The sequence below is a fragment of the Streptomyces sp. NPDC059255 genome (genome assembly GCF_042752355.1).
Classification (GTDB): domain Bacteria; phylum Actinomycetota; class Actinomycetes; order Streptomycetales; family Streptomycetaceae; genus Streptomyces.
In genome coordinates, this window is the sequence record NZ_JBHYZP010000004.1 from 226919 (window position 1) to 251808 (window position 24890).

At 68.2% G+C, this 24890-nt stretch carries 21 protein-coding genes and 1 pseudogene; 10 read left to right on the forward strand and 12 right to left on the reverse strand.

From position 1 onward, the window contains the following. Positions 1–111: 111 nt before the first annotated feature. A complete protein-coding gene (locus tag ACFXKG_RS08220) occupies positions 112–1386 on the reverse strand; it encodes an ROK family protein (RefSeq protein WP_384834523.1) in 1275 nt (424 codons plus the stop codon). 133 nt (positions 1387–1519) lie between these two features. Between ACFXKG_RS08220 and ACFXKG_RS08225 the strand changes: the two genes are divergently transcribed. Continuing rightward, positions 1520–2689: a Gfo/Idh/MocA family oxidoreductase gene (locus tag ACFXKG_RS08225; RefSeq protein WP_384834219.1), complete on the forward strand. Its 1170-nt coding sequence runs from the start codon at positions 1520–1522 to the stop codon at positions 2687–2689. After that, complete coding sequence (locus ACFXKG_RS08230; RefSeq protein WP_384834222.1) at positions 2686–3180, forward strand: heme-degrading domain-containing protein; 495 nt, start codon at positions 2686–2688, stop codon at positions 3178–3180. The genes ACFXKG_RS08225 and ACFXKG_RS08230 overlap by 4 nt, the downstream gene beginning before the upstream one ends. Before the next feature lie 109 nt (positions 3181–3289). On the opposite strand, the gene ACFXKG_RS08235 is transcribed toward ACFXKG_RS08230, so the two are convergent. The 3 genes from ACFXKG_RS08235 to ACFXKG_RS08245 all read right to left on the reverse strand — a co-directional run bounded on the left by ACFXKG_RS08235 (position 3290) and on the right by ACFXKG_RS08245 (position 5478). Then, entirely contained in the window at positions 3290–4150 is an 861-nt protein-coding gene (locus ACFXKG_RS08235) for a fumarylacetoacetate hydrolase family protein (protein ID WP_384834225.1), read from the reverse strand. Positions 4151–4254: 104 nt separating this feature from the next. Beyond that, positions 4255–5025: a YidC/Oxa1 family membrane protein insertase gene (locus tag ACFXKG_RS08240; protein ID WP_384834228.1), complete on the reverse strand. Its 771-nt coding sequence runs from the start codon at positions 5023–5025 to the stop codon at positions 4255–4257. A 132-nt stretch (positions 5026–5157) separates the two neighbouring features. Further along, a complete protein-coding gene (locus ACFXKG_RS08245) occupies positions 5158–5478 on the reverse strand; it encodes a DUF6412 domain-containing protein (protein WP_384834231.1) in 321 nt (106 codons plus the stop codon). 290 nt (positions 5479–5768) lie between these two features. On the opposite strand from ACFXKG_RS08245, the gene ACFXKG_RS08250 reads away from it, so the two are divergent. The 3 genes from ACFXKG_RS08250 to ACFXKG_RS08260 all read left to right on the forward strand — a co-directional run bounded on the left by ACFXKG_RS08250 (position 5769) and on the right by ACFXKG_RS08260 (position 11067). Next, positions 5769–6770, forward strand: coding sequence for an SEC-C metal-binding domain-containing protein (locus ACFXKG_RS08250; protein WP_384834234.1), 1002 nt, complete (start codon positions 5769–5771; stop codon positions 6768–6770). Positions 6771–6876: 106 nt separating this feature from the next. After that, a complete protein-coding gene (locus tag ACFXKG_RS08255) occupies positions 6877–9972 on the forward strand; it encodes a DUF3427 domain-containing protein (protein WP_384834237.1) in 3096 nt (1031 codons plus the stop codon). A 9-nt stretch (positions 9973–9981) separates the two neighbouring features. Beyond that, positions 9982–11067, forward strand: coding sequence for a hypothetical protein (locus ACFXKG_RS08260; protein WP_384834239.1), 1086 nt, complete (start codon positions 9982–9984; stop codon positions 11065–11067). Between the two features lie 5 nt (positions 11068–11072). On the opposite strand, the gene ACFXKG_RS08265 is transcribed toward ACFXKG_RS08260, so the two are convergent. Beyond that, complete coding sequence (locus tag ACFXKG_RS08265) at positions 11073–11882, reverse strand: DUF6602 domain-containing protein (RefSeq protein ID WP_384834242.1); 810 nt, start codon at positions 11880–11882, stop codon at positions 11073–11075. 241 nt (positions 11883–12123) lie between these two features. After that, entirely contained in the window at positions 12124–12759 is a 636-nt protein-coding gene (locus tag ACFXKG_RS08270; RefSeq protein ID WP_384834245.1) for an ATP-binding protein, read from the reverse strand. A gap of 192 nt (positions 12760–12951) precedes the next feature. Between ACFXKG_RS08270 and ACFXKG_RS08275 the strand changes: the two genes are divergently transcribed. The 3 genes from ACFXKG_RS08275 to ACFXKG_RS08285 all read left to right on the forward strand — a co-directional run bounded on the left by ACFXKG_RS08275 (position 12952) and on the right by ACFXKG_RS08285 (position 15138). Then, positions 12952–13800 (forward strand): helix-turn-helix domain-containing protein, encoded by an 849-nt coding sequence (locus ACFXKG_RS08275; protein ID WP_384834248.1) that lies wholly within the window; start codon positions 12952–12954, stop codon positions 13798–13800. Next, positions 13797–14015: a DUF397 domain-containing protein gene (locus tag ACFXKG_RS08280; protein WP_384834251.1), complete on the forward strand. Its 219-nt coding sequence runs from the start codon at positions 13797–13799 to the stop codon at positions 14013–14015. Before ACFXKG_RS08275 ends, ACFXKG_RS08280 begins: the two co-directional genes overlap by 4 nt. A 271-nt stretch (positions 14016–14286) precedes the next feature. Further along, positions 14287–15138: a DUF1963 domain-containing protein gene (locus ACFXKG_RS08285; protein WP_384834254.1), complete on the forward strand. Its 852-nt coding sequence runs from the start codon at positions 14287–14289 to the stop codon at positions 15136–15138. Between the two features lie 15 nt (positions 15139–15153). Here the strand turns inward: ACFXKG_RS08285 and ACFXKG_RS08290 are convergent. The 3 genes and pseudogenes from ACFXKG_RS08290 to ACFXKG_RS08300 all read right to left on the reverse strand — a co-directional run. Further along, positions 15154–15246: pseudogene (locus ACFXKG_RS08290) on the reverse strand (MerR family transcriptional regulator); the annotation flags it as partial. A gap of 163 nt (positions 15247–15409) precedes the next feature. Further along, positions 15410–15802, reverse strand: coding sequence for a hypothetical protein (locus ACFXKG_RS08295; RefSeq protein ID WP_384834257.1), 393 nt, complete (start codon positions 15800–15802; stop codon positions 15410–15412). Between the two features lie 248 nt (positions 15803–16050). Continuing rightward, positions 16051–16959 carry a LysR family transcriptional regulator gene (locus tag ACFXKG_RS08300; protein WP_384834260.1) on the reverse strand — a complete coding sequence of 303 codons (909 nt, stop codon included), beginning with the start codon at positions 16957–16959 and terminating at the stop codon, positions 16051–16053. Between the two features lie 286 nt (positions 16960–17245). Between ACFXKG_RS08300 and ACFXKG_RS08305 the strand changes: the two genes are divergently transcribed. After that, positions 17246–18052 carry an SDR family NAD(P)-dependent oxidoreductase gene (locus ACFXKG_RS08305; protein WP_384834263.1) on the forward strand — a complete coding sequence of 269 codons (807 nt, stop codon included), beginning with the start codon at positions 17246–17248 and terminating at the stop codon, positions 18050–18052. Positions 18053–18170: 118 nt separating this feature from the next. Here ACFXKG_RS08305 and ACFXKG_RS08310 read toward each other — a convergent pair whose 3' ends face one another. Continuing rightward, positions 18171–19103: a phytoene/squalene synthase family protein gene (locus ACFXKG_RS08310; protein ID WP_384834266.1), complete on the reverse strand. Its 933-nt coding sequence runs from the start codon at positions 19101–19103 to the stop codon at positions 18171–18173. A gap of 441 nt (positions 19104–19544) precedes the next feature. Between ACFXKG_RS08310 and ACFXKG_RS08315 the strand changes: the two genes are divergently transcribed. Then, the gene (locus tag ACFXKG_RS08315; RefSeq protein ID WP_384834269.1) at positions 19545–20459 is read left to right on the forward strand and encodes a hypothetical protein; all 915 of its coding nucleotides are present in this window, start codon (positions 19545–19547) and stop codon (positions 20457–20459) included. 289 nt (positions 20460–20748) lie between these two features. Here the strand turns inward: ACFXKG_RS08315 and ACFXKG_RS08320 are convergent, their stop codons facing one another. Both ACFXKG_RS08320 and ACFXKG_RS08325 read right to left on the reverse strand, forming a co-directional pair. Then, on the reverse strand, positions 20749–21801 hold the full coding sequence (locus ACFXKG_RS08320) for an ABC transporter ATP-binding protein (protein WP_384834272.1): 1053 nt from the start codon (positions 21799–21801) through the stop codon (positions 20749–20751). Beyond that, a complete protein-coding gene (locus ACFXKG_RS08325; RefSeq protein WP_384834275.1) occupies positions 21798–24890 on the reverse strand; it encodes an ABC transporter permease in 3093 nt (1030 codons plus the stop codon). The genes ACFXKG_RS08320 and ACFXKG_RS08325 overlap by 4 nt, the downstream gene beginning before the upstream one ends.

Genomic DNA, 24890 nt, shown 5'->3' on the forward strand with positions numbered 1-24890 from the left:
CGGCTCGCCGACCCAGGGAAGTCGCTCCGGCTTCTCCGGGGGCACTCCGGCTTCCCGGGGGTCACCCCGGCTCCAGCCCCGTGCCGCCCGCCCCGCGCCGCCCGCCCCGCGTCAGCGGCCGAACACCGGCGCGAGCACCAACTGCGCCGCGCCCTCCGCGACCGCGTGCGCGCCTCCCCCGGCGAGCTCCACCGGGATGCCCGCGCCCCCGGCGCGCTCGTCGATCACGGCGCGTACGCCCCGTACGAAACACTCCTCGTGCGCGGCGATCGTCCGGCCGCCGAGCAGAACGCGCTCGATGTCGAGCAGGGCGACGAGGTTCGCGGCGCCCGCGCCGAGGACGCGCGCCGCCTCCGCCAGATCGCCGCGCGCGACGGCGGCCAGGCAGAGCACCTCGACGCAGCCCCGGTTGCCGCAGTCGCAGAGCGGCCCGTCGAGCTGGATGACCTGATGCCCGAACTCCCCCGCGCCGGTGCGCGCGCCCCGGTGCAGCACGCCACCGAGTACGAGCCCGGCGCCCAGCCCCGTACCGAGATGGAGGTACGCGAACGAGTCCCCGGCCCCCGTGGCACCCCCGGCAGCCGCCGGACTCCCGGTTCCGGCGCGCCCGCGCAGGGCGATTCCGAGCGCGGCGGCGTTGGTGTCCTTGTCGAGGACGACGGGCAGCCGGAGCCGGGCGGCCAGGGCGTCCCGCAGCGGAAAGCCCTCCCACTGCGGGAAGCCGGTGACCCGGCGGGGCACACCGGTCGCGTGGTCGAGCGGCCCCGGCATCGCGACCCCGACCCCCAGCGGCCCGACCCCCAGCGGCCCGGCACCCCCACCGCACCCGCCCGAACCGCTCACTCCACCCGTCCCACCCGGCCCGCCCCGTACGGCCTCGACCTGTGCCGCCGCCGTCTCGACGACCCGCTCCGCGCCCGCGCCCAGGTCGAACGGGACCCGGCGGACGGCGACCGGCGCCCCGGCCAGGTCCACCAGCACCGCCGTCAGCTCGTCCCGGTCGAGGTGCAGCCCCACGGCGTACGCGGCCGAGGGCACCAGCCGCAGCACGGTCCTCGGCTTGCCGCCAGTGGAGGCGCGGCGTCCGGCCTCGGCCGCGAGCCCCTCCCCCCGCAGCCGCGCCGTGATCTTGCTGACGGCCTGCGGGGTGAGCCCGGTGCGCTCGGCGAGTTCGAGCCGGCTGATGCCGCCCTCGCCCGCCGCGCGAAGCAGGTCGAGCACGAGCGCGGAGTTGTACCCGCGCAACACCGGCAGATTGGCCCCGGAGCCACCCGCACCACCCGTCCCGCCCGAGACACCCGCGACACCCACGCCAACGGCCCCACCGGCACCACACACACCACCGGAACCACCAGAACCATCCGCACCATCACCCGTACCGCGCATGCCCTCGCCCACACCCACGCTCATACGCACCCCATGTCCCCGCGCATACCCGCACCGGCCCCCGTTCTTCTGCTCACACCCGCCATTGTCCACCGCTCTTGCACTTTGGAAACGCCGTTGCTTAAGTGGTTGCATGACTGGTACCGGCACCCCTCCGCGCGTCGGACTCGTGGGCTACGGCCTCGCGGGCTCCGTCTTCCACGCTCCGCTGATCGCCGCAACCGAAGGACTCGTCCTCGACACGGTCGTGACCGCCGCCCAGGAACGCCGGGCGCAGGCGCGGGCCGAGTTCCCGGACGTACGGTTCGCGGCGACGCCGGAGGAGCTGTGGCAGCGGGCGGACGAGCTGGACCTGATCGTCATCGCCTCCCCCAACAGGACGCATGTCCCGATCGCGACGGCCGCGCTCAAGGCCGGACTGCCTGTCGTCGTGGACAAGCCCCTCGCGGGCACCGCCGCCGAGGCGCGCGGACTCGCGGCGCTGGCCGAGGAGCGCGGGCTGCTGCTCTCCGTCTTCCAGAACCGCCGCTGGGACAACGACTTCCTCACCCTCACCCGCCTTCTGGGCACGGGCCGGCTCGGCGACGTACAGCGCTTCGAATCCCGCTTCGAGCGCTGGCGCCCGCAGCTCAAGGGCGGCTGGCGCGAGTCGGGCGCGCCGGAGGAGATCGGCGGACTGCTCTACGACCTGGGCAGCCATGTGGTCGATCAGGCGCTGGTGCTCTTCGGTCCGGCGGTACGGGTCTACGCGGAGGCGGACGTACGGCGCCCCGGCGCCCAGACCGACGACGACACCTTCATCGCGCTCACGCACGCGAACGGTGTCCGCTCGCATCTGTACGCCAGCGCCACCACGGCCCAGCTCGGCCCGCGTTTCCGGGTGCTGGGCTCGAAGGCGGGGTTCGTGAAGTACGGCCTCGACCCCCAGGAGGCGGACCTGCGCGACGGCCGGCGCCCCGGCGGCGGCCGGGCGGCGGGCTGGGGCCTGGAGCCGGAGTCGCTGTGGGGCAGGCTCGGCGCGGGCGACTCGCCGCTGACCGGCGGGGGCCACCCGGTGGAGACCGAACCGGGCGACTATCCGGCGTACTACGCGGCGATCGCGGCGGCGCTGCGCGACGGCACGCCGCCGCCGGTGACCGCGTACGAGGCGGCGGCGACGCTCGATGTCCTGGAGGCGGCGGTGCGTTCGGCGCAGGAGGGCGTCACCGTCACCCTGGAACACCCCGTGGACACCACTACGAAGCCCGCTCCGGAGACCACCACTCCGCAGACCGCCGAGGCCCAGGAGGCCCCCCGCTCATGAACGCCACACCCACGGCCCCCACTTCCGTCACGGCCCCGACCGTCGCCGAACTGGAGTCCCAGGAAGCCCGCCTGACGTTCCGCCATTTCACCCATGAGACCGCCTGGGAGCTGGGCACCCTGCTGGTCGAGCTGGCGCGCGCCCGGAACGCGCCGGTGGCGATCGACATCCGCCGGGGCACGCAGCAACTCTTCCACTACGCGCTGCCCGGCGCGACGGCGGACAACGACGCGTGGATCGACCGGAAGCGCCGGGTCGTGGAGCGGTACGGAGCGGCCTCGCTCCTGGTCGGCACCCGCTGCCGCGCCAAGGGCACCACGTTCGAGGAGTCCTCGCGCCTGGACCCGGACCGGTACGCGGCACACGGCGGCTCGTTCCCGATCACCGTGGAGGGCGCGGGCGTCATCGGTTCGGTGACGGTCTCGGGCCTGCCGCAGCTCGACGACCACGCGCTGGTGGTAGAGGCGCTGGAGAAACTGCGCCGCGACTGAGGCACCGCACCACGGAGCGGGTACGGGTACGGGGGCACGGCAAGCCGTTGCCGCAGCCCCGTACCCCTTGCCCCACGTCGGCACGGCGGTGCGTCGGCGGATCGGCGCCTCAGGCGTCCTTGAACTCCTGCCGCTGCCGCCCCAGCCCGTCGATCTCCAGCTCCACCACGTCGCCCGCCCGCAGATACGGCTTCGGCTCCGGCCGGCCCATCGCCACGCCCGCCGGGGTCCCGGTGTTGATCACGTCGCCGGGATACAGGGTCATGAACTGGCTGACGTACCGTACGACCTCCCCGACGCCGAAGATCTGCTCGGCGGTCGTCCCGTCCTGCTTCAGCTCCCCGTTGACCCAGAGCCTGAGCCCCAGCGCCTGCGGGTCGCCCACCTCGTCGGCGGTCACCAGCCAGGGCCCCAGCGGGTTGAACGTCTCGCAGTTCTTGCCCTTGTCCCACGTGCCGCCGCGCTCGATCTGGAACGCGCGCTCGGAGACGTCGTGCGCGACGGCATAGCCGCCGACGTGCGCGAGGCCGTCCTCCGCCGAGTCGAGGTAGCGCGCGGTGCGCCCGATGACGACGGCGAGCTCGACCTCCCAGTCGGTCTTCAGACTGCCCCGGGGGACGAGAACGGTGTCATCAGGTCCGATCACTGTGTCCGGTGCCTTGAAGAAGATGATCGGCTCGGCCGGGATCTCGGCGCCGGTCTCGGCGGCGTGGTCGTGGTAGTTCAGCCCGATGCACACGATCTTGCCGATCCGGCCGAGCGGCGGCCCGACGCGCGTCCCCGCGCCGTCGAGCACCGGCAGCTCACCACCGGCGGCGGCCTGCCGTATCCGGTCCAGCGCGGCGTCGTCGGAGAGCAGCGCCCCGTCGATGTCGCCGACGAGCCCGGACAGGTCCCGGAGCGTCGTCCCGTCCTGGTCGAGCAGCGCCGGGCGCTCGGCCCCCGGCGTACCGACACGCAGCAGCTTCATGGTCCCTGGTCTCCTTCTCCTCGGCCGGATCTGCGATACATCCGATCATTACGCGGGATCGAGGGCAAGCCCCCGACCACCCCGTGGACGCCCGGCCCGCCCCCTCACATCGCGGTGCCGGGGGCGAGGGCGCCCGCGACGGGCATGTCCCGGTAGAGGAAGTACCGCTCGGCGGCCGTCCAGGTCGTGCTGGTCACCACGTACAGCGCGGCGGCGAGCGGCACGACGGCGACGGTGAAGAACGTCGCGAAGGACATCAGCGGCATCATCTTCGTCATCGCGCCGAGGCCGGGCACCTGCTGCCCGTCGGGGCCGGCCGGCATCGCGGGCGCGTTCGCCATCTGCGCCTTCGTACGCCGGTAGTTGAAGGTGGCGACACCGGCGACGATGGCGAAGAGTGCCAGGTACACCAGCCCGGCGCCGCCGAGGACGCCACCGTCGGCGAGCGCGTGCGTCCAGCGGCCGCCGAGGGGCGCGGCGAAGAGGGAGTGGCCGAGGAGTTCGTTGGCCTCGCCGCCGATCTCGCGGCTGGAGAAGAGGTGGTACATGAGGAAGAACGCGGGCATCTGCGCCAGGCTCGGCAGGCAGCCGGAGAGCGGCGAGACCTTCTCCTTGGTGTGCAGTTCCATGAGCGCCTTCTGCATGCGCTCGGGGTTCTTGCCGTGCTTCTTGCGCAGTTCGGCGATCTGGGGCGCCAGCTTCGTACGCGCCTTCTGCCCCCGGGCGGCGGCCCGCGACAGGGGGTGGATCGCGAGCCGTACGCACGCGGTGAACAGGACGATCGCCGCGGCGGCGGCGCCCGCGTGGAACAGCGGCTGGAGCAGCTCGGCGAGCTGCCCGACCAGGTGGGCGAATACGGACATGAACGCGGACAAGATGGAGCCCTCCGGGGGTCTCGTCGTGCCGGACGAAGGACGCTGCGGCATGGCGGCGGCAGCGAGGCATGACGACCCGCGTGGGGATACCCGGGGCGGGAACCGCCCGGGGGCTTGCGAAGCGAGGGATCCCTACGCGAAGGCCGCCGGCACCGTACGCCCGGGGGCTCGGGGCCGGGTGCGGCCGGCGGCGTCGGGATCGCGCTGCGGCAGGAAGGCGGTACGTTGCTCGCGGTCGCGGATGGCCGTCCGCACCCGGTGCCGGGGCTGGGCGGGCACGGAGCGCGCGCTGATCACGGCGCAGACGACGAGCGCGGAGCCCGCGGTGGCGGTGGCGGTCGCGGCGAGCGCGACGGCGGCGGAGAGGCTGCCCGCGTCGAGGAGCAGGAACTCGGCGAGGAGGAAGATCAGAAGCACAGCGGGGCGCAGCAGGCGCAGCGCACTGCGGACCATATGCCTGCCTCCTCCGTTTTCCGCTCCGTCCACCACGTCCTCTTCGTTATACACGATGCCCCGTCGGCACCGAGTCGTACAGAAGAAGGACAGCCCCTCCAGCGGCGCGCGGCGGCCTCGGGATGCCGCCGAGGCCCCCGGCGGCGCCCCGTGACGGCCCCGGAGGAGCTGCGGGGAGCGCCCGGGGAACCGGCTCCGTGGAGCTCCACGGCCCCGCCGGTCCGACCCGTCCCCCGCGCCCTGTCCCCTTGCCCTCCACCCCTGCCCGGTACGGCAGTACGGTGTGGACCATGCGCCCCGACATGCTGCCTGCCGACCACACCGCGGAAGCCGAGCGCCTGCTCCGCACCGCCGAGCGGTACCCCGAGGACCACGAGCCCCTGCTCCTCCGGGCGGCGGCCCACCTGGAACTCGCCGGCGACCGCGAACGCGCCACCGGCCTCTACGACACCCTCCTCGCGGCGTCCCCGGAACACCCGCACCTCGTGAAGGCGCTCCAGGCCGCCAACCTGTGGGAGTACGGCCACGAGGCGGAGGCCCGCGCGATCATCGAGGGGCTGCGCACCGCGGCCCCGCTGGACCCGGCACCCTGGGAGATCGTCGCGGAGACCCTGGAGTCCCACGACGAGCTGGAGGCGGCCCACGACTCGTTCACCAGCGCCCTGAACCTCCTCCTCGCCCCGGGCGAGGACGTCCCGTACCCCACCCACTCCCTCCTGATCGGCCGCCACCGCGTACGCCGCCTGCTGGGCCTGGACCACGACACCTGGGACGCCCTGGCCGACCGCGTCAACCCGGCCGCGGTCCCCCTGGACGAGCTTCACGACCCGAAGCGCCTCTGGTCCCTGGGCTCCGACAACCCCGCCGAGCTCCAGGCCGAGATCACCCGCCTCCGCGCCGAACTGGGCTCCTACCGCACCGCCCTGTCCCGCCCCTTCCCGGTGGCGCTCCTGCACTGGCCGGCCGGGGAACTGGCCGAACTCCTGGCCGCGTACCCCACCCTCACCGCCGAGTACCCCTCGCACGAGGCACACCTGGCCCAACTGGAAGCCGCCCTCCGCGACCTCGCCGCCACGGGCACCCCGAACCTGGGCATCGTCACGGCCACGGTCCCCTCGTACGAAGCCTTCGCGGCCTCGGAACAGTCCTCCCCCACCGAGCCCGCCCTGCTCCCCCTGTACGCCACCACCCTCGCCGCCCGAGGCCGAGCCACCCCGTGGCCGCCTTCCCGCAACGCTGCTTGCTGGTGCGGCTCGACCAAGGCTTACCGGGACTGCCACGGGGCGGCGTAGGGCGACGGGTGGACGATTCGACTGATGTTCCTTCGACGAAGGAACATCAGTGACCGCTGCAAAAGGCGAGATCGAACTTTGCAGCTTCGCTGAAGGGGATAACTGAATGACGGACGCGCTGAACTACGAGTCGTCAGCAACCGGGCTCTACGAGCAGCTCATTACGCTTCGACTCCAAGAGGCTTTTAAGAAACTGGATGACTTAGAGGCGCGGGCAATCTATTCCAAGGCCGGCATCGCATCAACTTCCCACGCCTTGGCGCGAAATGTGACCGATATCGTTCGGCGCGTCTTGCAGGGCCTGCCTACCTCCGAGCATGCCCACGCAGCGAATCACATCCTCGAGTCGGTCAGTAATTCACATGGCTTCCAAGAGTGGGTCGACATGGCATTGCCCACCAAGACCCCGGAGAAGCCTAGCCTCGACTGCGAGCTACGCGCAGAGATTTCTACCACCGACCGGCTAGATCTAATGTTCACGTCCGTTAAGTGGCACGACGTACACACTCTTGAAGGCCCGTTCCTTGCGGCCCACAAGCGTGGAGTACCCATCCGGGTTATTACGACGACACACCTTGGCATCACCGAGCGCCTCGCCCTGGATCACTTGGTCCAGGAGTTTGATGCCGAAGTAAAAGTAAAACACGATCCCCGCTCTACTCAATTAAACGCGAAGATGTGGCTGTTCCGTCGAAATTCTGGCTACAACACCGCCTACGTTGATAACTCACAACCCGTCGAGACCACACCTATCTATGATATCGCGCGAAAAACCCGCTTCTCATCGATCACAACCCCAGAGAAAATGGAAGCGTCCGAATTGACCTTTGACTCCTATTGGAACGAACCCACTTTTGCATCATATGACCCCGCCGTTCATACCAATCGCCTGGATGAAGACCTACAGCGGGCCAATGGCAGTTATTCCACAGCCAAGAATGACCAACACTCCACCTACTCAACTCTGAAAATTTACCCCTACCCACACCAGCAGGACATGCTGGAGCGCCTTGCAGTCGAGCGAGACGTTCATGACCGACATCTCAATCTTCTCGTCGCAGCAACCGGCACAGGAAAAACGGTCATGGCTGCGCTCGATTATCAAACCCTTAGAGCCAAATTTGGCCAGAATCCTCGCCTACTCTTTATTGCCCACCGCAAGGAGATCCTGGAGCAATCGATCCGCACATTTCGAAGCGTGCTAGACGATGAGACTTTTGGTGAACTACTGGTCGGCGGGGAGATCCCCTTCCACTGGAATCATGTATTCGCGAGCGTTCAATCGCTCAACGCCCGCACGCTGGATCGGCTAGCTAGCGATCACTTCGACGTTGTCGTTATCGATGAATTTCATCACGGCACAGCACCCACGTATAGGAAAATCTTCCATCACTTCACACCTATTGAGCTGCTCGGCCTAACAGCAACACCGGAGCGCACGGACGGATCAAATATCCAAGACGAGTTTTTTGACGGGCGAATCGCTGCAGAGATGCGCCTATGGGAAGCATTGGACAATGAGCTTCTCTCGCCTTTTCATTACTTTGGAATCACCGACACAACCGACCTCACCGCAATTCAATGGAAACGCGGATCATACGACCCTGCGGCACTCAGCGAGATCCTCACAGGAAATGTGAGTCGAGCTCAACTAGTACTGAAATCGATTGAAGAGAGAGTCACAGATCCAAAAAAAATGCGTGCGCTCGGGTTCTGTGTATCCGTAGCCCATGCTCATTTTATGGCAGAATCCTTCCAGGAAGCCGGGCTAAATTCCATCGCCCTTTCTGGCGAAACGCCAGGAGATCAACGCAAGTGCGCCGTCGAGTCACTGAAGTCCGGAGACCTGCAAGTAATCTTCTCCGTAGACCTATTTAATGAGGGTCTAGACATCCCCAATGTCGACACCTTGATTCTTCTTCGTCCGACATCCAGCTCGACCGTCTTCTTGCAGCAACTCGGACGCGGTCTGCGTCGCTGCGAGGGAAAATCAATCCTCACGGTGTTGGACTTCATCGGTCAACATCGGAAGGAGTTCCGATTCGAGGATCAGTTCCGCGCCCTCACCAACCTAACCCGAAACCGCCTTGTCACCGCAATCAATCAAGACTTCCCTCAGCTTCCTTCAACTTGCCAGATCACTCTTGAGCCCAAAGCCAAGAGTTTGATCATCGACAACATTCGCAGCCAAATCGCCGTAAACGTAAACCAACTCGCCAATGAGGTGCGGCAGTTTGGCGCATTGCACCTTGCTGAGTACCTCAAGGAGAGCGGTCGCGAGGTCAAGGAGCTCTACAAGGGAACCTCTCACTCATGGACCGCGCTGCTGCGTCGTACAAAACTCTTGCCCGAGCAGGCACCCGAAGGCGAGATCGGACTACTGAGGCGAGCCTCTGCTTTGCTTCATGTAGACGACCCAGCCCGAGCAGCCGCGTACACCCTTCTCCTGGAAGACGACAGCCCGTCGTACAACGATCTCACCGACTTGGAGCGCGCCTACGCACGCATGCTTTTCTTCACGCTTTGGCCATTGGGCGGCTTCGATACCTATCAAGCAGGCCTTGCATCGCTGCGCCCCCAACACGCCGTGCGCAGCGAACTGCGCCAGGTACTCGCGCACGTACTAGAGCACGTAGAGCACATCACGCCCGCCTTGCCGGCCCCTCACCACACCCTGCCGCTACGAGTTCACGCTTCGTACAGCCGCGAGGAGATTCTCGCTGGGCTCGGCGAGTCCACCATTGACGGTCTGATGCCAGCTCACTTCCGGGAAGGCGTGCGTTGGTGTGAAGCGATCAAGACTGATGCTCTACTCATCACCCTAGAAAAGGACGAGAAGGACTTCTCCCCTCAAACGCGGTACAAGGACTACGCGATGAGCGATTCACGCTTCCACTGGGAGTCACAGAACCAAACTTCCGAGTCCTCTCCCACGGGCATCCGCTACAGATCCCACCAGGACGCGGGCACCCACGTGTTGCTCTTTGTGCGTCGCTACAAGAAGACAGACATCGGCGGCCCGCAGCCGTGGATACTGCTGGGACCAGCAGACTACGCGTCACACACGGGCAGCAAGCCAATGGGCATCGTATGGAAACTACGATCCCCGCTGCCTGCTGACGTCTGGACCTACTCCGCAGTGACAGGAGCAGGCATCTCTTCCGAAGTACCTGTCAAGGAGACTGTCACTGGCAGGATCTAAGCTGATGGTATGACGAATGGCTCCATGATCCTTCCTGGCGACGTCCGCACTAGAGTCGAGATCTGCGCAACGTTCGGCGGTAGCCCATATGCGGGGATTTGCCCATCTCATGAGAAGCAGAACGTAGTCCTCTACTCAGACCCAGAAGTTGCAGAGCGGTTGGGCTACCACGACGGCTGGCTCTCCGAGGAGGACGCTCTCGGCCCCATCTTTGAGTACACAGGCGCGGGCATGTCGGGAGACCAATCGTTCTCGGGCTCAGGCGGCACAGGGAACAAAGCGATACTGCGACACGCTCAACAAGGCCGGACACTTCACCTATTTGTACGCGAGGGAAAGATCCCCGGCACTGGCACGAAAACGCATCGCTACGTTGGCGAGTTCGCTGTGGACGAGGAGCAGCCGTTCGTACCGCGCCGGAGTATAGGCGCGGATGAAAGAGAACGCACCACCATCGTTTTCCGACTACGCCCCACAGGAGATTTCGAACAATCTGCAAAAGACACACTAGTTCCAGCTCTAGGCACTACGGCTCAGTTTGTTCCTCGTGCCGTTACCATTGACATGTTGCAAGCAGCCGCCGTCACAGAGGGAAATTTCATAGCCCCAGACTTGAGGAATGAAAACAACTTTGCCGCACTAGGCGCCGCCGCTAGCGGGAAGCTAATCCCCGTTAAATCAATGAACGTGACAGAATTCGCACGGGCAGCTTCCGCAGCAACCACGGTCCGCCGCAAGAAGGCGCTCCTCATCGAGTCCTACGTAGCCCGCCTTGAGGCACAAGGGCATTCCGTCGGATCCTTTCAGATAAAAATCGAGGGCCACACTTCTACTTTGCGAACGGATTTCTTTGATGCCACAGACTATGTACTTTACGAAGCACAGGGATCCAGCGATCGCGACGCTGTAAGAATCGCACTTGGTCGGCTCCTCGATTACCGAAGGTACATAAAGCTCGATAATCGAGAATACGAGCCAAAGTCCGTAGCCCTCCTACCATCGCGACCTGATGCCGACATGGAAATATTGTTGGCAAGTCATGGCACTTCGCTCATATACCGGGAAGACGACGGCAGTTTCAGAGAGGCCGCTTAGGCTCTTCAGAGGGGGTCCCAGATCCGAGATATTGTTCCCAGAGGCGTCGATCCTGCATAAGGCATGAGATTCAATGGATGCATCCACGCCTCGGAGAAATGGACGTTGAGGTGGAGTGCGAGCGGTAGTAGGACATCATCCCCCTCCCACGCATCAATCTGCACAAGAGAAGCCCCGGGAGAGGGCGTGCGCTCCAACAGCCCATTCTCTTTCCCTCTCCACTGCAAAATTCCCTTACCGAGCACCCAGACACTGTCGGGCCACTCATGCACTTGACGAGTACTACACCACTCCATGAGATGATTCCCGAGAGTCTCAAGCTTTCCACTCTCGAAGGCCACAATGATTCCAGAGGTAGGAAAGTGATCATACGTGCGACCATACGCCGTGGTGGTTCGCCGAATCGGATTCGGAACCTTCCGGTAGGCTGTCTTTTCCATCTGGCGGGCTTTACTAATTTTATTGCACGCGTCGATGAGATCCACTTTAGCGAGATTGGTCTTGACTTCGATCAACCCATATACGCATTCATTGGGAATGATCCGATAGCCCTCCAGAGAGGTGAGTGGAAGCGCCCCACGATCTACAACCACGATGTCGCATTGCGACGAGACTTCCCCCGATGAAGTAACGATCTCCGCGTTGTGAACTGCTTCTACGTGAGCAGGCAGGTAAGACGACAGAAAGTTTTTAACCAAAACCTCTCGGGAAGTTCCAGCTTCGCCATTATGTTTGAATACTTTGGACTGGTCAAAGTCCGCACGCATCCTCTTGGCCACTGAACTAAGTATTACTCTCAGCTTCTCATGCGACATGCATGAATCATAGAGGACTGCTGCACTCTCGCTGGACTAGATCTAGATTGAGTGATGCCGAAGCTCCGATCTGGTCGTGTCTAAAGCGCTGAGGCGACCCAAGCGGCACGAAAACGTCCTTAAGGTCGAAGTAAGGCCTAGTCACCAGGCCGCCACCAGCCAAGACGGAACCGGACTTTCCGGCCATCACCTCCATCGCCGTCCGCAGTCGGGCCACCCGGATACGACCCGTCATTCCGTGTTACGACGCTGCGTCCAACTCCGCCTCGTAGTGCGTCTGAGCACGGTCGAGGGCTTCGTCCGGGTCGCAGCCGTGGGCCCGTAGCCAGTGGAGAAGGTCGGCGATCATGTCGATCGCGACTTCTTCCGCCACGGCTACCGAGAGCGGGCTGTTCGTCTCGGCGCTCAGGGGGCGTCTTGCCGCGTAGGAAGTGAGGAGCGCTTCGCTTCGGGTTACCCGGGGGCCGCCTGTGTGGCCCGAGGGCGAGGTCAGGGTGGTGGCGAGTTCGCACCACACGACCTTCGCGTCTGGGCGGAGTGTAATTCCCCATCGATCCGCGAGTTCGTCCACCAGCAGCATTCCGCGTCCCGACTCCGCGTCCTCGGAAGGAGCGAGCAGAGTAGGGAGCGCACGGGGAGCCGGGTCGCGGAGTTCGAGGCGCACGTGGGTGCCTTGTATCGAGACCGCGAGGGTTGCCGGAGTCCCGTCACCAACATGTCTGATGACGTTGGTGACCATCTCGCTGACACAGACCTGAGCCGCTGCGATGACTTCAGGCAAGCCCCAGAAGTCCATGTGCATTTGGAGCACCCGCCGCAGGCCGGCAACCTCTCTCGGCTCCGCCAGGAACGGAACCTCCCAGGGCTTTCTCTGCATGCATCCGTGATGGTCAGGGGACATGAGCCTCACCTTCCGCCGTTCCGCGTACGGACAGTTACGTATTGTGTGAGGATGACAGCCGCGCGTCCCGATATGCAATGTGCACGAAAGGATTCCCTCCAACGAGTGATTGGCGGGTCACTCCCTTTCGGATGGGATGGAACCTCCCCTATGTCATGAGGAGTTGAAGTGGCCGGATCACCTACTGCACGCCGTCGTCGGCTTGCGATCGAGCTGAAGAAGTTGCGCGAGGAACACGCCCTGACCTGCAATCAAGTCGGCAAGGAGCTGGACTGGAGCGGCTCCAAAGTCAACCGGCTGGAGACAGGCCAGGGACGGGTGCAGCCATCGGACGTCGATGCGCTGTGTCGGTTCTACGGAACCTCGGACGAGCTGCGCGCACTGCTGAAGGCTCTTGCGAAGCAGTCGAAGACCAAAGGTTGGTGGCATGCACACGGCGACGCCGTTCCCTCTTGGTTCTCTGTCTACGTGGGACTCGAACAGGCTGTCAGCAGTCTGCGCACCTACCAGGGCGAGTTCATCCCTGGCTTGCTGCAGACAGCCGAGTACGCCTCTGAACTGAGTCGGGTCACCCCAGACCTGTCGCCCGATGACATTCCGCGTCTCGTAGATGTCCGCATGCGACGTCAGGAACTACTCACCGAGGCCAGTCCGCCCGACTTCTGGGCGGTGGTGCATCAGAGCGCGATCTTGCAGGTCATCGGGAATCGACAGGTGATGGCCCGCCAGCTCGAACGTATGCTGGAAATGGCGAAGCTGCGGAACGTTACGGTGCAGGTACTGCCCTACGACGCGGGGACTTATCCAAGTACCGGCCCCTTCACCGTGCTCGGCTTCCCAGAGCAAGAGGACCCCGACATGGTGTACCGGGAAGGGCTGACGGACTCGGTCTACCTCGAACTCCCCACGGACGTAAGCATCTACACCAAAGCGTTCGACCACCTCAGGGCGCTCGCCCTGAGCCCGCAGAGATCAGCTTCGCTGATCCGCTCATCCATGGAGGATCACGCTCGATGACCCTGCCCCTCATAGGAGACCAGTGGCGGAAGAGCAGCTACAGCAACGGTGCCGGTGGCGAGTGCATAGAGGTGGCGTCCACTGAAGCGGTCGCAGTAGGGGTCCGTGATTCCAAGGACGTTGACGGGCCGCAGCTCGTCTTTCGACAGGCCAGTTGGACCGGGTTCGTGAGCGCGTTGCGGCATCAGCGGCTCGGGGGACGTCTCGGAGCTTGAGCTTCGAGGGTCGGGGTGGGCACATGCGGGGTGTTGAGCTGGGGCTTTGAGGGTGGTGGTCGGGCCGGGGCTCAAGCTTCGGGGGTCGAGCCCTGCTTGTAAGGATTGGTTGGTTCTTGTTCCCACCCACCCTCCCTTACCCGGCAAGGTGGTTGTCGCCTGCGGTGGTGGCGCGGGTGGGGTGGGGCGCTGTGCCGCGTCGGGCTCGCCAGGGTGAGGGGCCGGGCGGCTTCGAGGGGGGTGTGTCAGACCCTCGTTCTAGGGTTCTGTCATGACTCCTGAGATGCAGTACCGGTTACGTTCTTTCCGTGAGGCGGCGCTTGCGAAGGGCATTCCCGCCGACGACGTGGAGCGGTGGGTGGCCACCGGCCGCCCGTGCGCGACGATGATGGTGCGCGGGGACGGGCCGGTCGTGGGGCGGTTCGGCGGGCCGCTCCTGCTTCCCGCCGGCACCGCGGACCCCTTGTCCCCCTTCGTCGCCTCCGTCGATCTCGCGGCGCTGCCCGCCGACGTGACGGACCTCTCCCTGCCTCCCGACGGCCAACTGCTGCTGTTCGCCTTCCCCGCGACCGGCTACGACTACGAATGCATGGGCAGCGTGGTGTACGTCCCCGCCGGTACAGCCGTGGAGGAGCGGGACAGGTGCTCCTGGAACGAGGACGACGAGGACGAATACCGCGAGATGTTCGAGGACTTCCCTCAGGGGCCGATGCGGATGACGACCGATGTGTCGCTGCCTCACCACTACGCGGTCGAGGTCTCCAGGGACTGCGTACCGCTGCCCGGGCATCCCCGCGCCGAGGAACTGGTCGACGTGTGGGAGAGCATCGAGTCCAGCTCGTACCCCATCGGGAAGGATCTCCAGATCGGTGGATACTCCGACGAGGAGGCCGTCCACACCGACCCGCTCGCGCATGCTGTGGGCTGGGCCGTGAAGTCGGTGGAAGGGGGCCGGTGGGAGGGACCGGTTTCGGCTGACGTCGAGGACTGGGTGCTCCTCGCCGACTGGTACTGCGACGTCAGAGACCATGAAAGCGCCACCGTCCACTGGGTGATCCAGCGCGAGGACCTGGCCGCGCGGCGCTTCGACCGCGTGTTCACCGATGTCTTCTCGAACCCCTGACGCCTGTGCGCGGCGCTACTGCCAGGTCGCTGTGTCGGGGTCGATGCCGTGGGCGCGTGGGCTTGCGTCGATGATGCGGCGGAACCATGTGGCGAGGCCGGTGTGGATGCCGTGGACCGCCGGGAGGATGGCCTCGTTGGCCGGCTAGTCCGGAACGTGTGCGGCAGGCCCGCCGATGCCGCCGGGGCCGGCGGGTGCGACCAGTCCGGTCCACCCGCCTCGTGCGCCGCTTCGGCCTCTTTCGCGGCTGCGGCGTCGCGCTGTCGGGGGCTCAGTTCCGCGACTGCGCGGCCGGGTTGTTCTGACGGGCCAGGCGGGAGAGGAGCCTTTCGTACACCGTTGTCGCCGCCGCGACAACGGTCGCCAGCACCGCCAGTGCGAGGATGCCCAGCAGCGCGGGCCACTCGCGCCATGCGTCGCGGCACCGGAAGCTGTCGGACGGCAGCTCGATCAGCGGGCCCCGGCATATGGGCCTGCCGCTGCGCTCGGGACCGTAATCGGCGATCATCAGCCAAGCGAACACCCCCCAGATCACCAGGGCCAGGAGCATCCACGCGATCGACCACGCCTCCCTACGGCGTGCCTGCCGACGGTCCTCTTCGGCACGTTCCGGTGCGGCAGTCGCGGAATCGGGTGTGTGCGGCGCCGACGCTCGGGCAGTCATGTTTCCCCCTCTTGACCAGCAGTGATCGGAGGGCAGTTCATCACACCGCGCGGGATGGCGGCTCAGTGCCGGGCCCGGCTCAGTGCTGATTCAGGCCGCCCACCGGGACGGGGGCTGTGTGGCCGGTTGCTGGAGGTGTTCTCCTGGACCGGCGCCGAGCATTCGTTCCTTCCAGCTCCCCGACCTGCCCGGCGGTCTACGGCCCCTTCGGGACAAGCACGCGGCCGACGACCGGTGAGGCTCTTGACTCAGAGGGCGGTATGCGGGGCGAGGAGGCCGGTGCCGCACCAGTTCTGCTGACGGAGGTGGTCGAGCACGGCTGCCTCCGCCGAACCTGGGTGGCGGCGTGTACCGACGATGACGGGTTCGGTCAGGGAAGGCAGGAACGGGCGGGCGAGCTGTTCGAAGTTTTCGGGCACGGCCGATGCCGGAACCACGGTGACGCCCAAGCCCTGGGCTGCCAGTCGCACGGCGGTGGAGATCTGTGAGGCTCGGGCCACCGTGGGCGGGCTGATGCCCGCGTCGGCGAGCAGGCGGGCGAGGTATTCGTCGAGCAGGCTGGCGCGGCGGAAGCGCACCCATCCCTGTGTCGCAAGGTCTGCCATGCGCAGGGCCCTGTCGCCGGCGAGGAGCGGGTGTCCCTCGGGCAGGACGGCGACGTAGGTCTCCTCGCCCAGGGGGTGGATGTCGAAGGTGCAGCCGGTGGGGATGCGGTGGACGAGGATCATGTCGAGTGTTCCCTGGCGGGCCAGCCGTTCCATATCCGCTGGATCGGGCTCCTCGTGGAGAATGACCTGGAGTTTCGGGTGGCGGTGGCGGAGCCGGCCCAGTGCCAGAGGGAGCTGTCGTGCTCCCAGGCCCATGTGGACGGCGATGATGAGTTCACCGGCCAGTTCCCCGGAGGCGGCACGGGCGGCCAGGACGGCTCTGCGGGACGCGGTGGTCGCGATCTCTGCCTCGGCGAGGAAGGCGCGTCCGGCCATGGTCACTGTGACCCCGCCCGGTGTCCGGGTGAACAGCTGCACACCGAGGTGCTTTTCCAGAGCGCCGATCTGCTGCGACAGGGACGGCTGCGTGACGCGCAGACGCTCGGCAGCCGCTGTCATGGAGCCTTCTTCGGCCACAGCCAGAGCGTATTCGTATTGCCGCAGGTTCATCCGTTTCCACTTTCCGATGACATAGGCAATGTCAATCTCAAGTATGCGCTGACACTATTTGTCTCTATGTCTCGCGGATCCTACCGTGGTGCATGTCCGGTGGATCGCCGCCGCCGAAAGCGGTGGCCATCAGGGCGGGAGCCGGTACGGGCGTGCCGGTGAGGGGCCCGTGGCGGCGAGGCCGCCCGGCGGGTTCTGTTCGACAACGCATCGTCCCGATCCCGGGCAGTTGCCCCGGAGGCCCGCGTCACCCGGACGCTCACCGACATGGACGGGAGTGGCAATCATGGCAAATCAGACAGGTGTTGGCCGCGGCGACGGGGGATCGCCGAAGAACGCCGATTCGAGACTGGCGGGAAAGGTCGCGCTCGTGACGGGTGCTTCCAAGGGCATCGGGGCGGGCATCGCGCGGGAATTCGCTGCGGCCGGAGCGTCGGTCGTGGTCAACTACGCCTCCAGCGCCGCCGGCGCCGAGCGGGTGGTGCAGGACATCCAGGCGCGAGGGGGGACCGCGATCGCCGTGCAGGGCGACGTGTCGGTGCCTGCGGATGTCGAGCGCCTCTTCGCCAGGACCGTGGACGCGTACGGCCGGTTCGACATCCTCGTCAACAATGCCGGTGTCTATCACGCACAGCCGCTGGAGGCCGTCACGCAGCAGGAGATCGACCGTCAGCTTTCCGTCAACGTGACCGGACCGATCCGTACGATCCAGGAAGCCCTCAAGTACTTCGGGTCCGACGGCGGGTCGGTCATCAACATCGGATCGCTGGACAGCGCCCGCGCGGTGCCGGGGATGTCGGTGTACGCCGCGACGAAGGGCGCCGTCGATGCCTTGACGCGAGTCCTGGCCGCCGAGCTCGGCCCTCGCGGGATCCGAGTGAACACCCTGGCCCCTGGCGGTGTGGAGACGGAAGGCATCCACGCGGCCGGCTTCATCGGCAGTGACGCCGAGACGGACATGATCGGGCGCACCCCCCTGGGCCGCATCGGTCAGCCCGAGGATCTGGCGCGGGCGGCGGTCTTCTTCGCCTCCGACGACGCCGCATGGGTCACCGGCGAGCGCCTCACCGCCTCCGGCGGCCTGCGAGCCTGACACACCCTGACAACGCCGGAGTCCGCAGACCCGCTCCGTGGGATCCCCATGGGGACGCTGCTTTCGATCAGCAACCGCTGCATCGAGAGTTGCTCCCGCCCTTGCCGGCCGGACCGTCCTATTCGCGCGCGCGGCGCGCAGCCCGGTACTGGGACACCAGTATCTTCAAGACGGCGGGCATCGGTGCCTCCGCTCCCCCGTCGACCAGGTTGCCGCCCTTGTTCCGGATCGCGGACAGCTTCAGGTTCTGCATCTGCCACAGTGCGGTGACAAAGGGGCGCACCTCGGGCTCGACGAGCTGCGGAAGCACGCCTGCGGCGTGCAGTTGATGCTGTGCCAGGTCCGCCTGCTCGTGCACGAGCCCCGTGAGCGAGTGTCGCACGGCGTCATGCGCACCCGGGGATATGTCGGCGACGGTGAGCTGGTGGCGCGCCAGATCCTGGTACGGAATGCCGATCACGCCGTCGGCCGCGTCCTCTGCCAGATCATCGAGGTAGTCGACGCGCTGCATGGCCTCGATCAGTGCGCGGCAGGCGGCCTCGAAGGATGCCTGACGCCCGCCGGTGCGCGTGGGGGCGACGAAGGCGGCCATGAGCATGAAGGCGGGCAGTGAGTAGCCGTCCACGTACGTCTGCAGGTCCTGCTCTGTCGCGTGGCCGGTGTAGTCGACTTCGAGGTGCGCTCCATCGAGGAAAGTGTCGATGCGTCGGCGCAGGCCGGGGTGGCGTCGGACGGCATCGGCGAGCGTCCGGAGCGTAGCGTTTTCACTGGGCTCGGGGCCGTCGACGGCGGTGAGAGCGGCTGCGGTCCATTCCGCCAGGGCGTGTTTGCGGGCGCCGACGGCGCCGGTGTCGATGCGCTCGTCGGTCGAGTGCATGAAGGCGACTGCGGCGATGACCGGGGGGTGCAGTGCCGTGGGCAGCAGGAGGCGGACGGCCAGGTACTCCTTCTTGGCGAACTCCTTCACGAGAGCGCGTTGTCGGGTGTAGTCGTCGCACAGGTCGAGCCGGTGTATGCCGGCTGCGCGCAGGGTCTTCTTCCAGGTGGGCATGGGGGAGATTCCTTAGGTGGGGCGGGTTGCGAGCGTGCGCGCGGTGCGCAGCGGGATGCGCGGGTGAGCCAGGGCGCGGGGGCGGTACGCCGGTTGATGCCGGCGATCCGGCACGCTTCCCGGCTGCTCACGCCTTGATCCATGAGCCGGAAGTATTCCCGGCGCACGCTCCGGACGGGTGGGGCGAGGTGCGCCGCGTTCTGTATCGCGGCGGCCGGGCGGGCTCGACACGCCACGCACGGGTGGCGGGTGTTGACTTTTTGCGACCGGCTTGCCACTCAGGGTGAGCAGCGTCTAGCGTGCCCTTGGACGTAAAACAGCCTCCGCCTGGTGTTACCAGCACCGGACGGAGGCCTGACCGACGAGATCGAAGTAGGCGATCCCATGGCTGATTCGCAGTTTAGTGATGCGCCGAGGCGTGCGCACACCGCTTCCCATCCGATGGCCAGTGCCGGGTACGGCAAGCGTTCGGTTGCCGGTCAACCGGGCCGCTCCGGCGATGACTTCGCGCTGCTTCCGGGGCGTGAGGCTGCCATCGCCGGGTTCATCGACCGGCTTCCGGACGGGGCGGATATTTCGGTGAAAGCGCTGGCCAAGGTGATGGCGTACGGGCAGTGCGCCTTACGTACCGCCCTGAACTTCCTTGAGCAGGCTGGGCATCTCTTCCGGCGCCGGGAGGTGGTGGTCGGGCCGGGCGGGGCGCGGTGGGTCACCCGTACGTGGTTCTCCCGGGCCGCCCGGGACGGTGACTCCTGGGCGGCACAGCCCGCCGGTGATGCCCCGGGAGCGGTGCCGGATCTCGCCTTGGGCCCGGACACGAAGCCAGGCGCGGCCCCTGGCGCGGACTCGGGCGCGACGCCCGGTCCGGCGGGCTCCGCCGGGCGTCCGGCCCGGCTGCCGGGGCGGTTGCCGGAGCGGTCTCGGGCTTATGCCGTGCTCGCCTCCGTCGGGCAGCGGTGTCCCGCCCTGTCGCTGTCCGCCGCCGACTGCGCCGAGTTGGAGGCGCTGGCCGCCGAGTGGTTCGTACGGGGAGCCGGTGAGGAGGACGTGTTGCGGGCCCTCACCGGTGGACTGCCCGTACCGGTCCATTATCCGGCCGGGTTCGTAGGGTCCCGGCTCGTGGCCAAGCTGCCGCCCGAGTTGGTGGCCGCGCCGGTGGCATCGGGGCCGGTGGTGGCCGTCCTGGAGTGTGCGAGCTGCCGGGCGCCGGGGCGGCCGGAAGCGCTCGTCGACGGGGAGTGCGGTGCCTGCCGGGGCGCGCCCGCGCCCGTACGGCATCCCGCCGCGCTGCCACCTGAGCGGGTCCGGGCCCTCGCCGCCGAGGTACGGAGCGGCCGGGGGGCGGGGATGACGTAGGCGCGCGAAGTGGGTGCCGATGACCGCCTCGTGGAGGTGCCCGGCGATGGCGCGGTCGCCTCGACGCCCGCGACGACGCGGAGGTGGACGAACCCGTTGCGGATCTCGCAGGTGCCGGTCATCTCGCCGTGCAGGTCGTACGTGGTGGTGGCGGTGTCCTTGAGCGCGGCGCCTTCGGACATGGTGGAGACGGTGGTCGCGACGGCCCGTGCGCGCCGCGCGCGGGCCGTCCGCCGTGACCCCGCCGATTCTGCGGCGGGAAGCGGGCCTCCGCCGTGGTACGGGCCGGTCAGCGCGTCGCCCCGTCCGCCCCGCGCCCGCCGTCCGCCCCGCGCCCGCCGTCCGCCCCGCGCCCGCCGTCCGCCCCGCGCCCGCCGTCCGGCCACACCTGGATGTGATCCTGCTCCAGCTCCAGCAATACCCGCTGCTCCATTCCGAGCGCCGCCGTGTACTCCGCGGGCAGTTGGAGCCGGCCGGCCCGGTCCAGCATCGCGTACTCCCGGGCCACCACCGACTCCTGGCCCTCCGCGTCGATCTCCGTACGCCGCAGGACCTCGGACGACGTACGGCCGTCACGGATCGCGACCGTACGCCGCACCTCGTCCTCGACCGCCTGGTCGTGCGTGACGATCACGATCGTCGTCCCCAGCTCCTCGTTGGCCCGGCGGAACGCCGCGAAGACCTGCTCGCCCGACGCCGAGTCCAGCTCGCCGGTCGGTTCGTCGGCGAGGAGTACGGACGGGGAGTTGGCCAGCGCCACGGCGATCGCCACACGCTGCTGCTGGCCGCCGGAGAGCTGGTGCGGGCGGCGGTCCGCGCAGTCGGTCACGTCCAGCATCGCCAGGAGTTCCCTCGCCCGCTCGCCCTTCGCCCTCGACGTGCGGGCGGCGCGCGGCCGCCCGGTGCCCCGCGGGCCGCCACGGCCCCGTAGCTGCATCGGCAGGGCGATGTTCTGGACCGCGGTCAGGTACGGGAGGAGATTGCGCGCCGTCTGCTGCCAGACGAAGCCGACCACGTCGCGGCGGTAGCCCAGGCGGACCTTCGCGTCCATCGCGAGCAGATCGCGGCCCGCGACCCTGGCCGCGCCGGCCGTGGGGACGTCCAGGCCCGCGAGGATGTTCATCAGCGTGGACTTCCCGCTGCCGGACGCCCCCACCAGGGCCATCAACTCGCCCTCCTGGACGGTGAGATCGAGCCCCTGGAGCGCCTGCACCTCCACGCCGTCCGTGGTGAAGACCCGGACCAGCCGGTCGCAGGTGATCAGCGCGTCGTGCCCGTAGGACGGGCGGTCCCGGTGCGCGGTCGCCTGCCGTTCCAGCTCGCCGAGGGTCGGTTTCGTCATCGCGCGTCTCCTACTCTCAGTTCTTTGATCGATCCGCGTCTGCCCGCCCACCATGCCTGACCCGCGGCCACCGCTCCCGCGAGGAGCAGCACCCCGGCCGCCGGGAGCCCCAGGGACCAGCCGTCGGTACGGAGCGTCACGCCGCCCACCGAGGACGTGGAGGCCACGGCGAGCTGGGCCAGGTCGATGCCGGGGGCCAGCAGCCGGATGGTGGACCAGCCGACGAGGATGCCGCCCCCGGCGGCCAGCAGCGCCTGCGGCAGGGCCTCCAGGCCCAGCAGCTGACGGCCCTGGCGGGTGGTGAGGCCCATGGTGCGCAGCCGGGCGAGCAGTGCGCCGCGTTCCGGCGCGGTGTGCAGGAGGGAGAGGAGAAGGGCGATGACCGTGTAGGCCGCGCCGGCCAGGACGGCAACGGTGTAGATCAGTTCGGCGCCCGACTGGAGCGGCGACGCGGTGAACCCCGCCCGCTCCTCGCTCAGCAGGCTCACCTCCGGGTCCTGGGGGTGGTTCGGGGAGGTGGCGGCCCCGGCGCCAGAGTCCGCCCCGGTCTTGGAGTCCTTGGAGGTCTCCCCGGCCTTGGAGTCCTTGGTGTCCGCCCCGGCCCGGGTGTCCTTCGCCGCCGCCCGCAGCTCGCGTCCGTCCAGCCGGTCCCCCGTGACCAGCAGGGTCGTCGGTGCCGACGCCGTCAGGGCCGCGCTGTCCACCAGCAGGAATTCGGAGCGCGGGGCGGCCGGGGTGTGGGGCCGGACCGTGGTGATCCGTACGGTGATCTCACCGGCCGACGAGACGATCCGGCGCGGCTCCGTGCCCAGCCGCTCGGCGGTGCCGGGGGACGCCACCGCGTTCACCACGCCGTCCCGGCCCCGTGCCGTCAACGCGTCGGCGGGGAACGCCCCGAGGTCCAGGTGCCGGGCCAGCCGGGCGTACGTGCCGGGTTCGACGCCGATCAGGGTGACGGGCTTCTGCAGCTCGGCCGCGGCCCCCGTCCCACTGGTCCCGGTTCCGGTCCCGGTGTCGGTCCCGGTGTCGGTCTCCGTGGACGGGGCCGGTTCCGCGAGCGTGTCGATCCGTACCGGCGCCACGTCCCGTACGCCGTCCACCTGGCGCGCCGCCCGTTCCGCGCCCGCGGGCAGCGGCAGGGCGTCGCGCGGGGTGGAGATCCGCGCGTCCGCGCCGACGGCCAGCAGGGCGGCCCGGTCGCGCGCCTCGGTGATCCCGGACAGTACGGAACCGCCGAACGCCGCCGTCGTCAGCGCGATCAGCAGGGCCAGCAACGGCAGCGCGGTCGACGACGCCGGGGAGCGGCCCGCACGCGCCAGCGCCAGGAAACCGATCGCCCCACGCAGCCGCGCCGCCGGACGGGCCGCGTAGCGCAGGGGCAGCGGGTAGAGCCGTACGAGGACGAACGCGGCGATCAGCGCCACCAGGACGGGGGCCGCGCTCACCAGCAGGTCACCCGCACCGCCGGACGAGCCGGACGAGCCGGACGAACCGGACGAGGTGCCTCTGCGGCGCAGTGCCGCCACCGAGGCCACGGCCAGCAGGAGCAGGGTCAGTTCGGCCACGGTACGGCGGCGGCTCGGCCGGGATGCCGCCAGGTCGTCGCGGCCCCCGTACGCACGCGCCCTGCGCAGCGGCGGAACGGCGCGCAGCGGGAGCACCACGCAGGCCAGCAGCGCGACGGCGGACGCGGCGAACACGGCGGGCAGCAGGCGTACCCCGGTCGCGCCGCCGGTCCCGGGCCCGATCCCGGCCCCCGCCCCGGATCCGTCCACCATCAGCACCGCGAGCAGCAGCCCGGCCCCGGCGGCGGGCAGCGCGATCACGGCGCTCTCCGCGAGCAGCCGGCCGCCGATGCCGAGCAGGGAGCCGCCGCGCGAACGCAGCAGGGCGAGTTCGGCGGTGCGGCCCGCGGCGATCAGACCGCCGGCCATCGCGAGGACGACGGCGGCGACGGTGCCGATCCCGAAGGCCGCGACGACGACCACGCGCGCGATCTCCTCGCGCGTCGCGAGGTGGGAGGCGACGACCGTGCCGAGGCCGGTCCGGACGACCGCGTTCCCGCCCGCGATCTCCCGCATCCGCAGCAGGTCGGGGCCGCTTTCGAGGGACGCGGTGCGCCGCCCCAGCTCCACCGCGTCGGCGGCGGTCAGCCCGTCGGTGACGGGGGCGAAGCGCCAGTACTTCTCCGTGTCCGTACGGGTGCCGAGGAGCGCGGGCGCGGCCTCGGGCGCCAGCAGCAGCCCCGCCTCCCAGCGGAGCGCGGGCGGCAGGCTCGGCAGGGCGTTCAGCCCCGGGGTGCGCAGAAGCGGCTCGGCGGACCAGTAGCTTCCCCCGGGATCGCGGGGTTCGACCAGGCCGGTGATCCGCACAGTGAGGGCCGGTGTCCCGTAACGATCGCTCAGGTTGAGTACGGAGCCGACGCGCAACCGCAGTTCGCGGGCGGTCGCCGTGGTGACGGCGGCCTCCAGCTCCGTCGTGCGCGGGCCGACGCCCGGCTCCGCGGCCGGGAGGCGTCCGCTCCGTACGGTGGCGTGCGCGGCCACGTCCGACTGCGTGGCCAGGGTGAAGCGGGGCGGAATCCCCTCGGGGCGCGGCAGCCAGCGGTCCGTGCCGGTCAGGGGCTCGCCGGTGCGTACCCCGTAGGCGGACCGGCCGAGGTCCACCCGCAGCGGGCTCAGCAGGCTCGCCGCCGCCTGCCGGTGCACGGCTTCGAGCGCGTCGGGCAGCATCGAGGCCACCCGCCGGGGCTCGGGGATCTCCAGGCCCGCCTGGGGAGCGGTCAGTTGCACCATGGTGCCGGTGGCGGGCGTGCCGGCGATCTCGCGGCGCAGCCCGTCGGTCTCGTACGCGTCGACGGCCCGGGGGAACGCGGCGGCGAGGAAGGCCGTGAGCAGGACGAGCGCCCCGAAGGCGGCGGCGACCCCGGGCGCGGTCCGCAGCCGGGTGCGGACCCAGGGTGCGACGGGGCGCGTGCCGCGCGCCTTCCGGGCCGGGCCGGGAGTGGTGGGGCCGGCGGTGGTGGGTCCTGCGGTGGTGGGTCCTGGGGTGGCGGGTTCGGGGGTGGCGGGTTCGTGCGTACGGGTCAT

Coding starts and splice junctions, on each gene's coding strand:
- ACFXKG_RS08320 (WP_384834272.1), bottom strand. CDS start 21,801: ATGACGAAACCGACCCTCGGCGAGCTGGAACGGCAGGCGACCGCGCAC.
- ACFXKG_RS08315 (WP_384834269.1), top strand. CDS start 19,545: ATGGCCAGTGCCGGGTACGGCAAGCGTTCGGTTGCCGGTCAACCGGGC.
- ACFXKG_RS08295 (WP_384834257.1), bottom strand. CDS start 15,802: ATGACTGCCCGAGCGTCGGCGCCGCACACACCCGATTCCGCGACTGCC.
- ACFXKG_RS08305 (WP_384834263.1), top strand. CDS start 17,246: ATGGCAAATCAGACAGGTGTTGGCCGCGGCGACGGGGGATCGCCGAAG.
- ACFXKG_RS08225 (WP_384834219.1), top strand. CDS start 1,520: ATGACTGGTACCGGCACCCCTCCGCGCGTCGGACTCGTGGGCTACGGC.
- ACFXKG_RS08310 (WP_384834266.1), bottom strand. CDS start 19,103: ATGCCCACCTGGAAGAAGACCCTGCGCGCAGCCGGCATACACCGGCTC.
- ACFXKG_RS08245 (WP_384834231.1), bottom strand. CDS start 5,478: ATGGTCCGCAGTGCGCTGCGCCTGCTGCGCCCCGCTGTGCTTCTGATC.
- ACFXKG_RS08280 (WP_384834251.1), top strand. CDS start 13,797: ATGACCCTGCCCCTCATAGGAGACCAGTGGCGGAAGAGCAGCTACAGC.
- ACFXKG_RS08255 (WP_384834237.1), top strand. CDS start 6,877: ATGACGGACGCGCTGAACTACGAGTCGTCAGCAACCGGGCTCTACGAG.
- ACFXKG_RS08265 (WP_384834242.1), bottom strand. CDS start 11,882: ATGTCGCATGAGAAGCTGAGAGTAATACTTAGTTCAGTGGCCAAGAGG.
- ACFXKG_RS08285 (WP_384834254.1), top strand. CDS start 14,287: ATGACTCCTGAGATGCAGTACCGGTTACGTTCTTTCCGTGAGGCGGCG.
- ACFXKG_RS08270 (WP_384834245.1), bottom strand. CDS start 12,759: ATGCAGAGAAAGCCCTGGGAGGTTCCGTTCCTGGCGGAGCCGAGAGAG.
- ACFXKG_RS08260 (WP_384834239.1), top strand. CDS start 9,982: ATGACGAATGGCTCCATGATCCTTCCTGGCGACGTCCGCACTAGAGTC.
- ACFXKG_RS08250 (WP_384834234.1), top strand. CDS start 5,769: ATGCGCCCCGACATGCTGCCTGCCGACCACACCGCGGAAGCCGAGCGC.
- ACFXKG_RS08300 (WP_384834260.1), bottom strand. CDS start 16,959: ATGAACCTGCGGCAATACGAATACGCTCTGGCTGTGGCCGAAGAAGGC.
- ACFXKG_RS08235 (WP_384834225.1), bottom strand. CDS start 4,150: ATGAAGCTGCTGCGTGTCGGTACGCCGGGGGCCGAGCGCCCGGCGCTG.
- ACFXKG_RS08325 (WP_384834275.1), bottom strand. CDS start 24,890: ATGACCCGTACGCACGAACCCGCCACCCCCGAACCCGCCACCCCAGGA.
- ACFXKG_RS08230 (WP_384834222.1), top strand. CDS start 2,686: ATGAACGCCACACCCACGGCCCCCACTTCCGTCACGGCCCCGACCGTC.
- ACFXKG_RS08220 (WP_384834523.1), bottom strand. CDS start 1,386: ATGCGCGGTACGGGTGATGGTGCGGATGGTTCTGGTGGTTCCGGTGGT.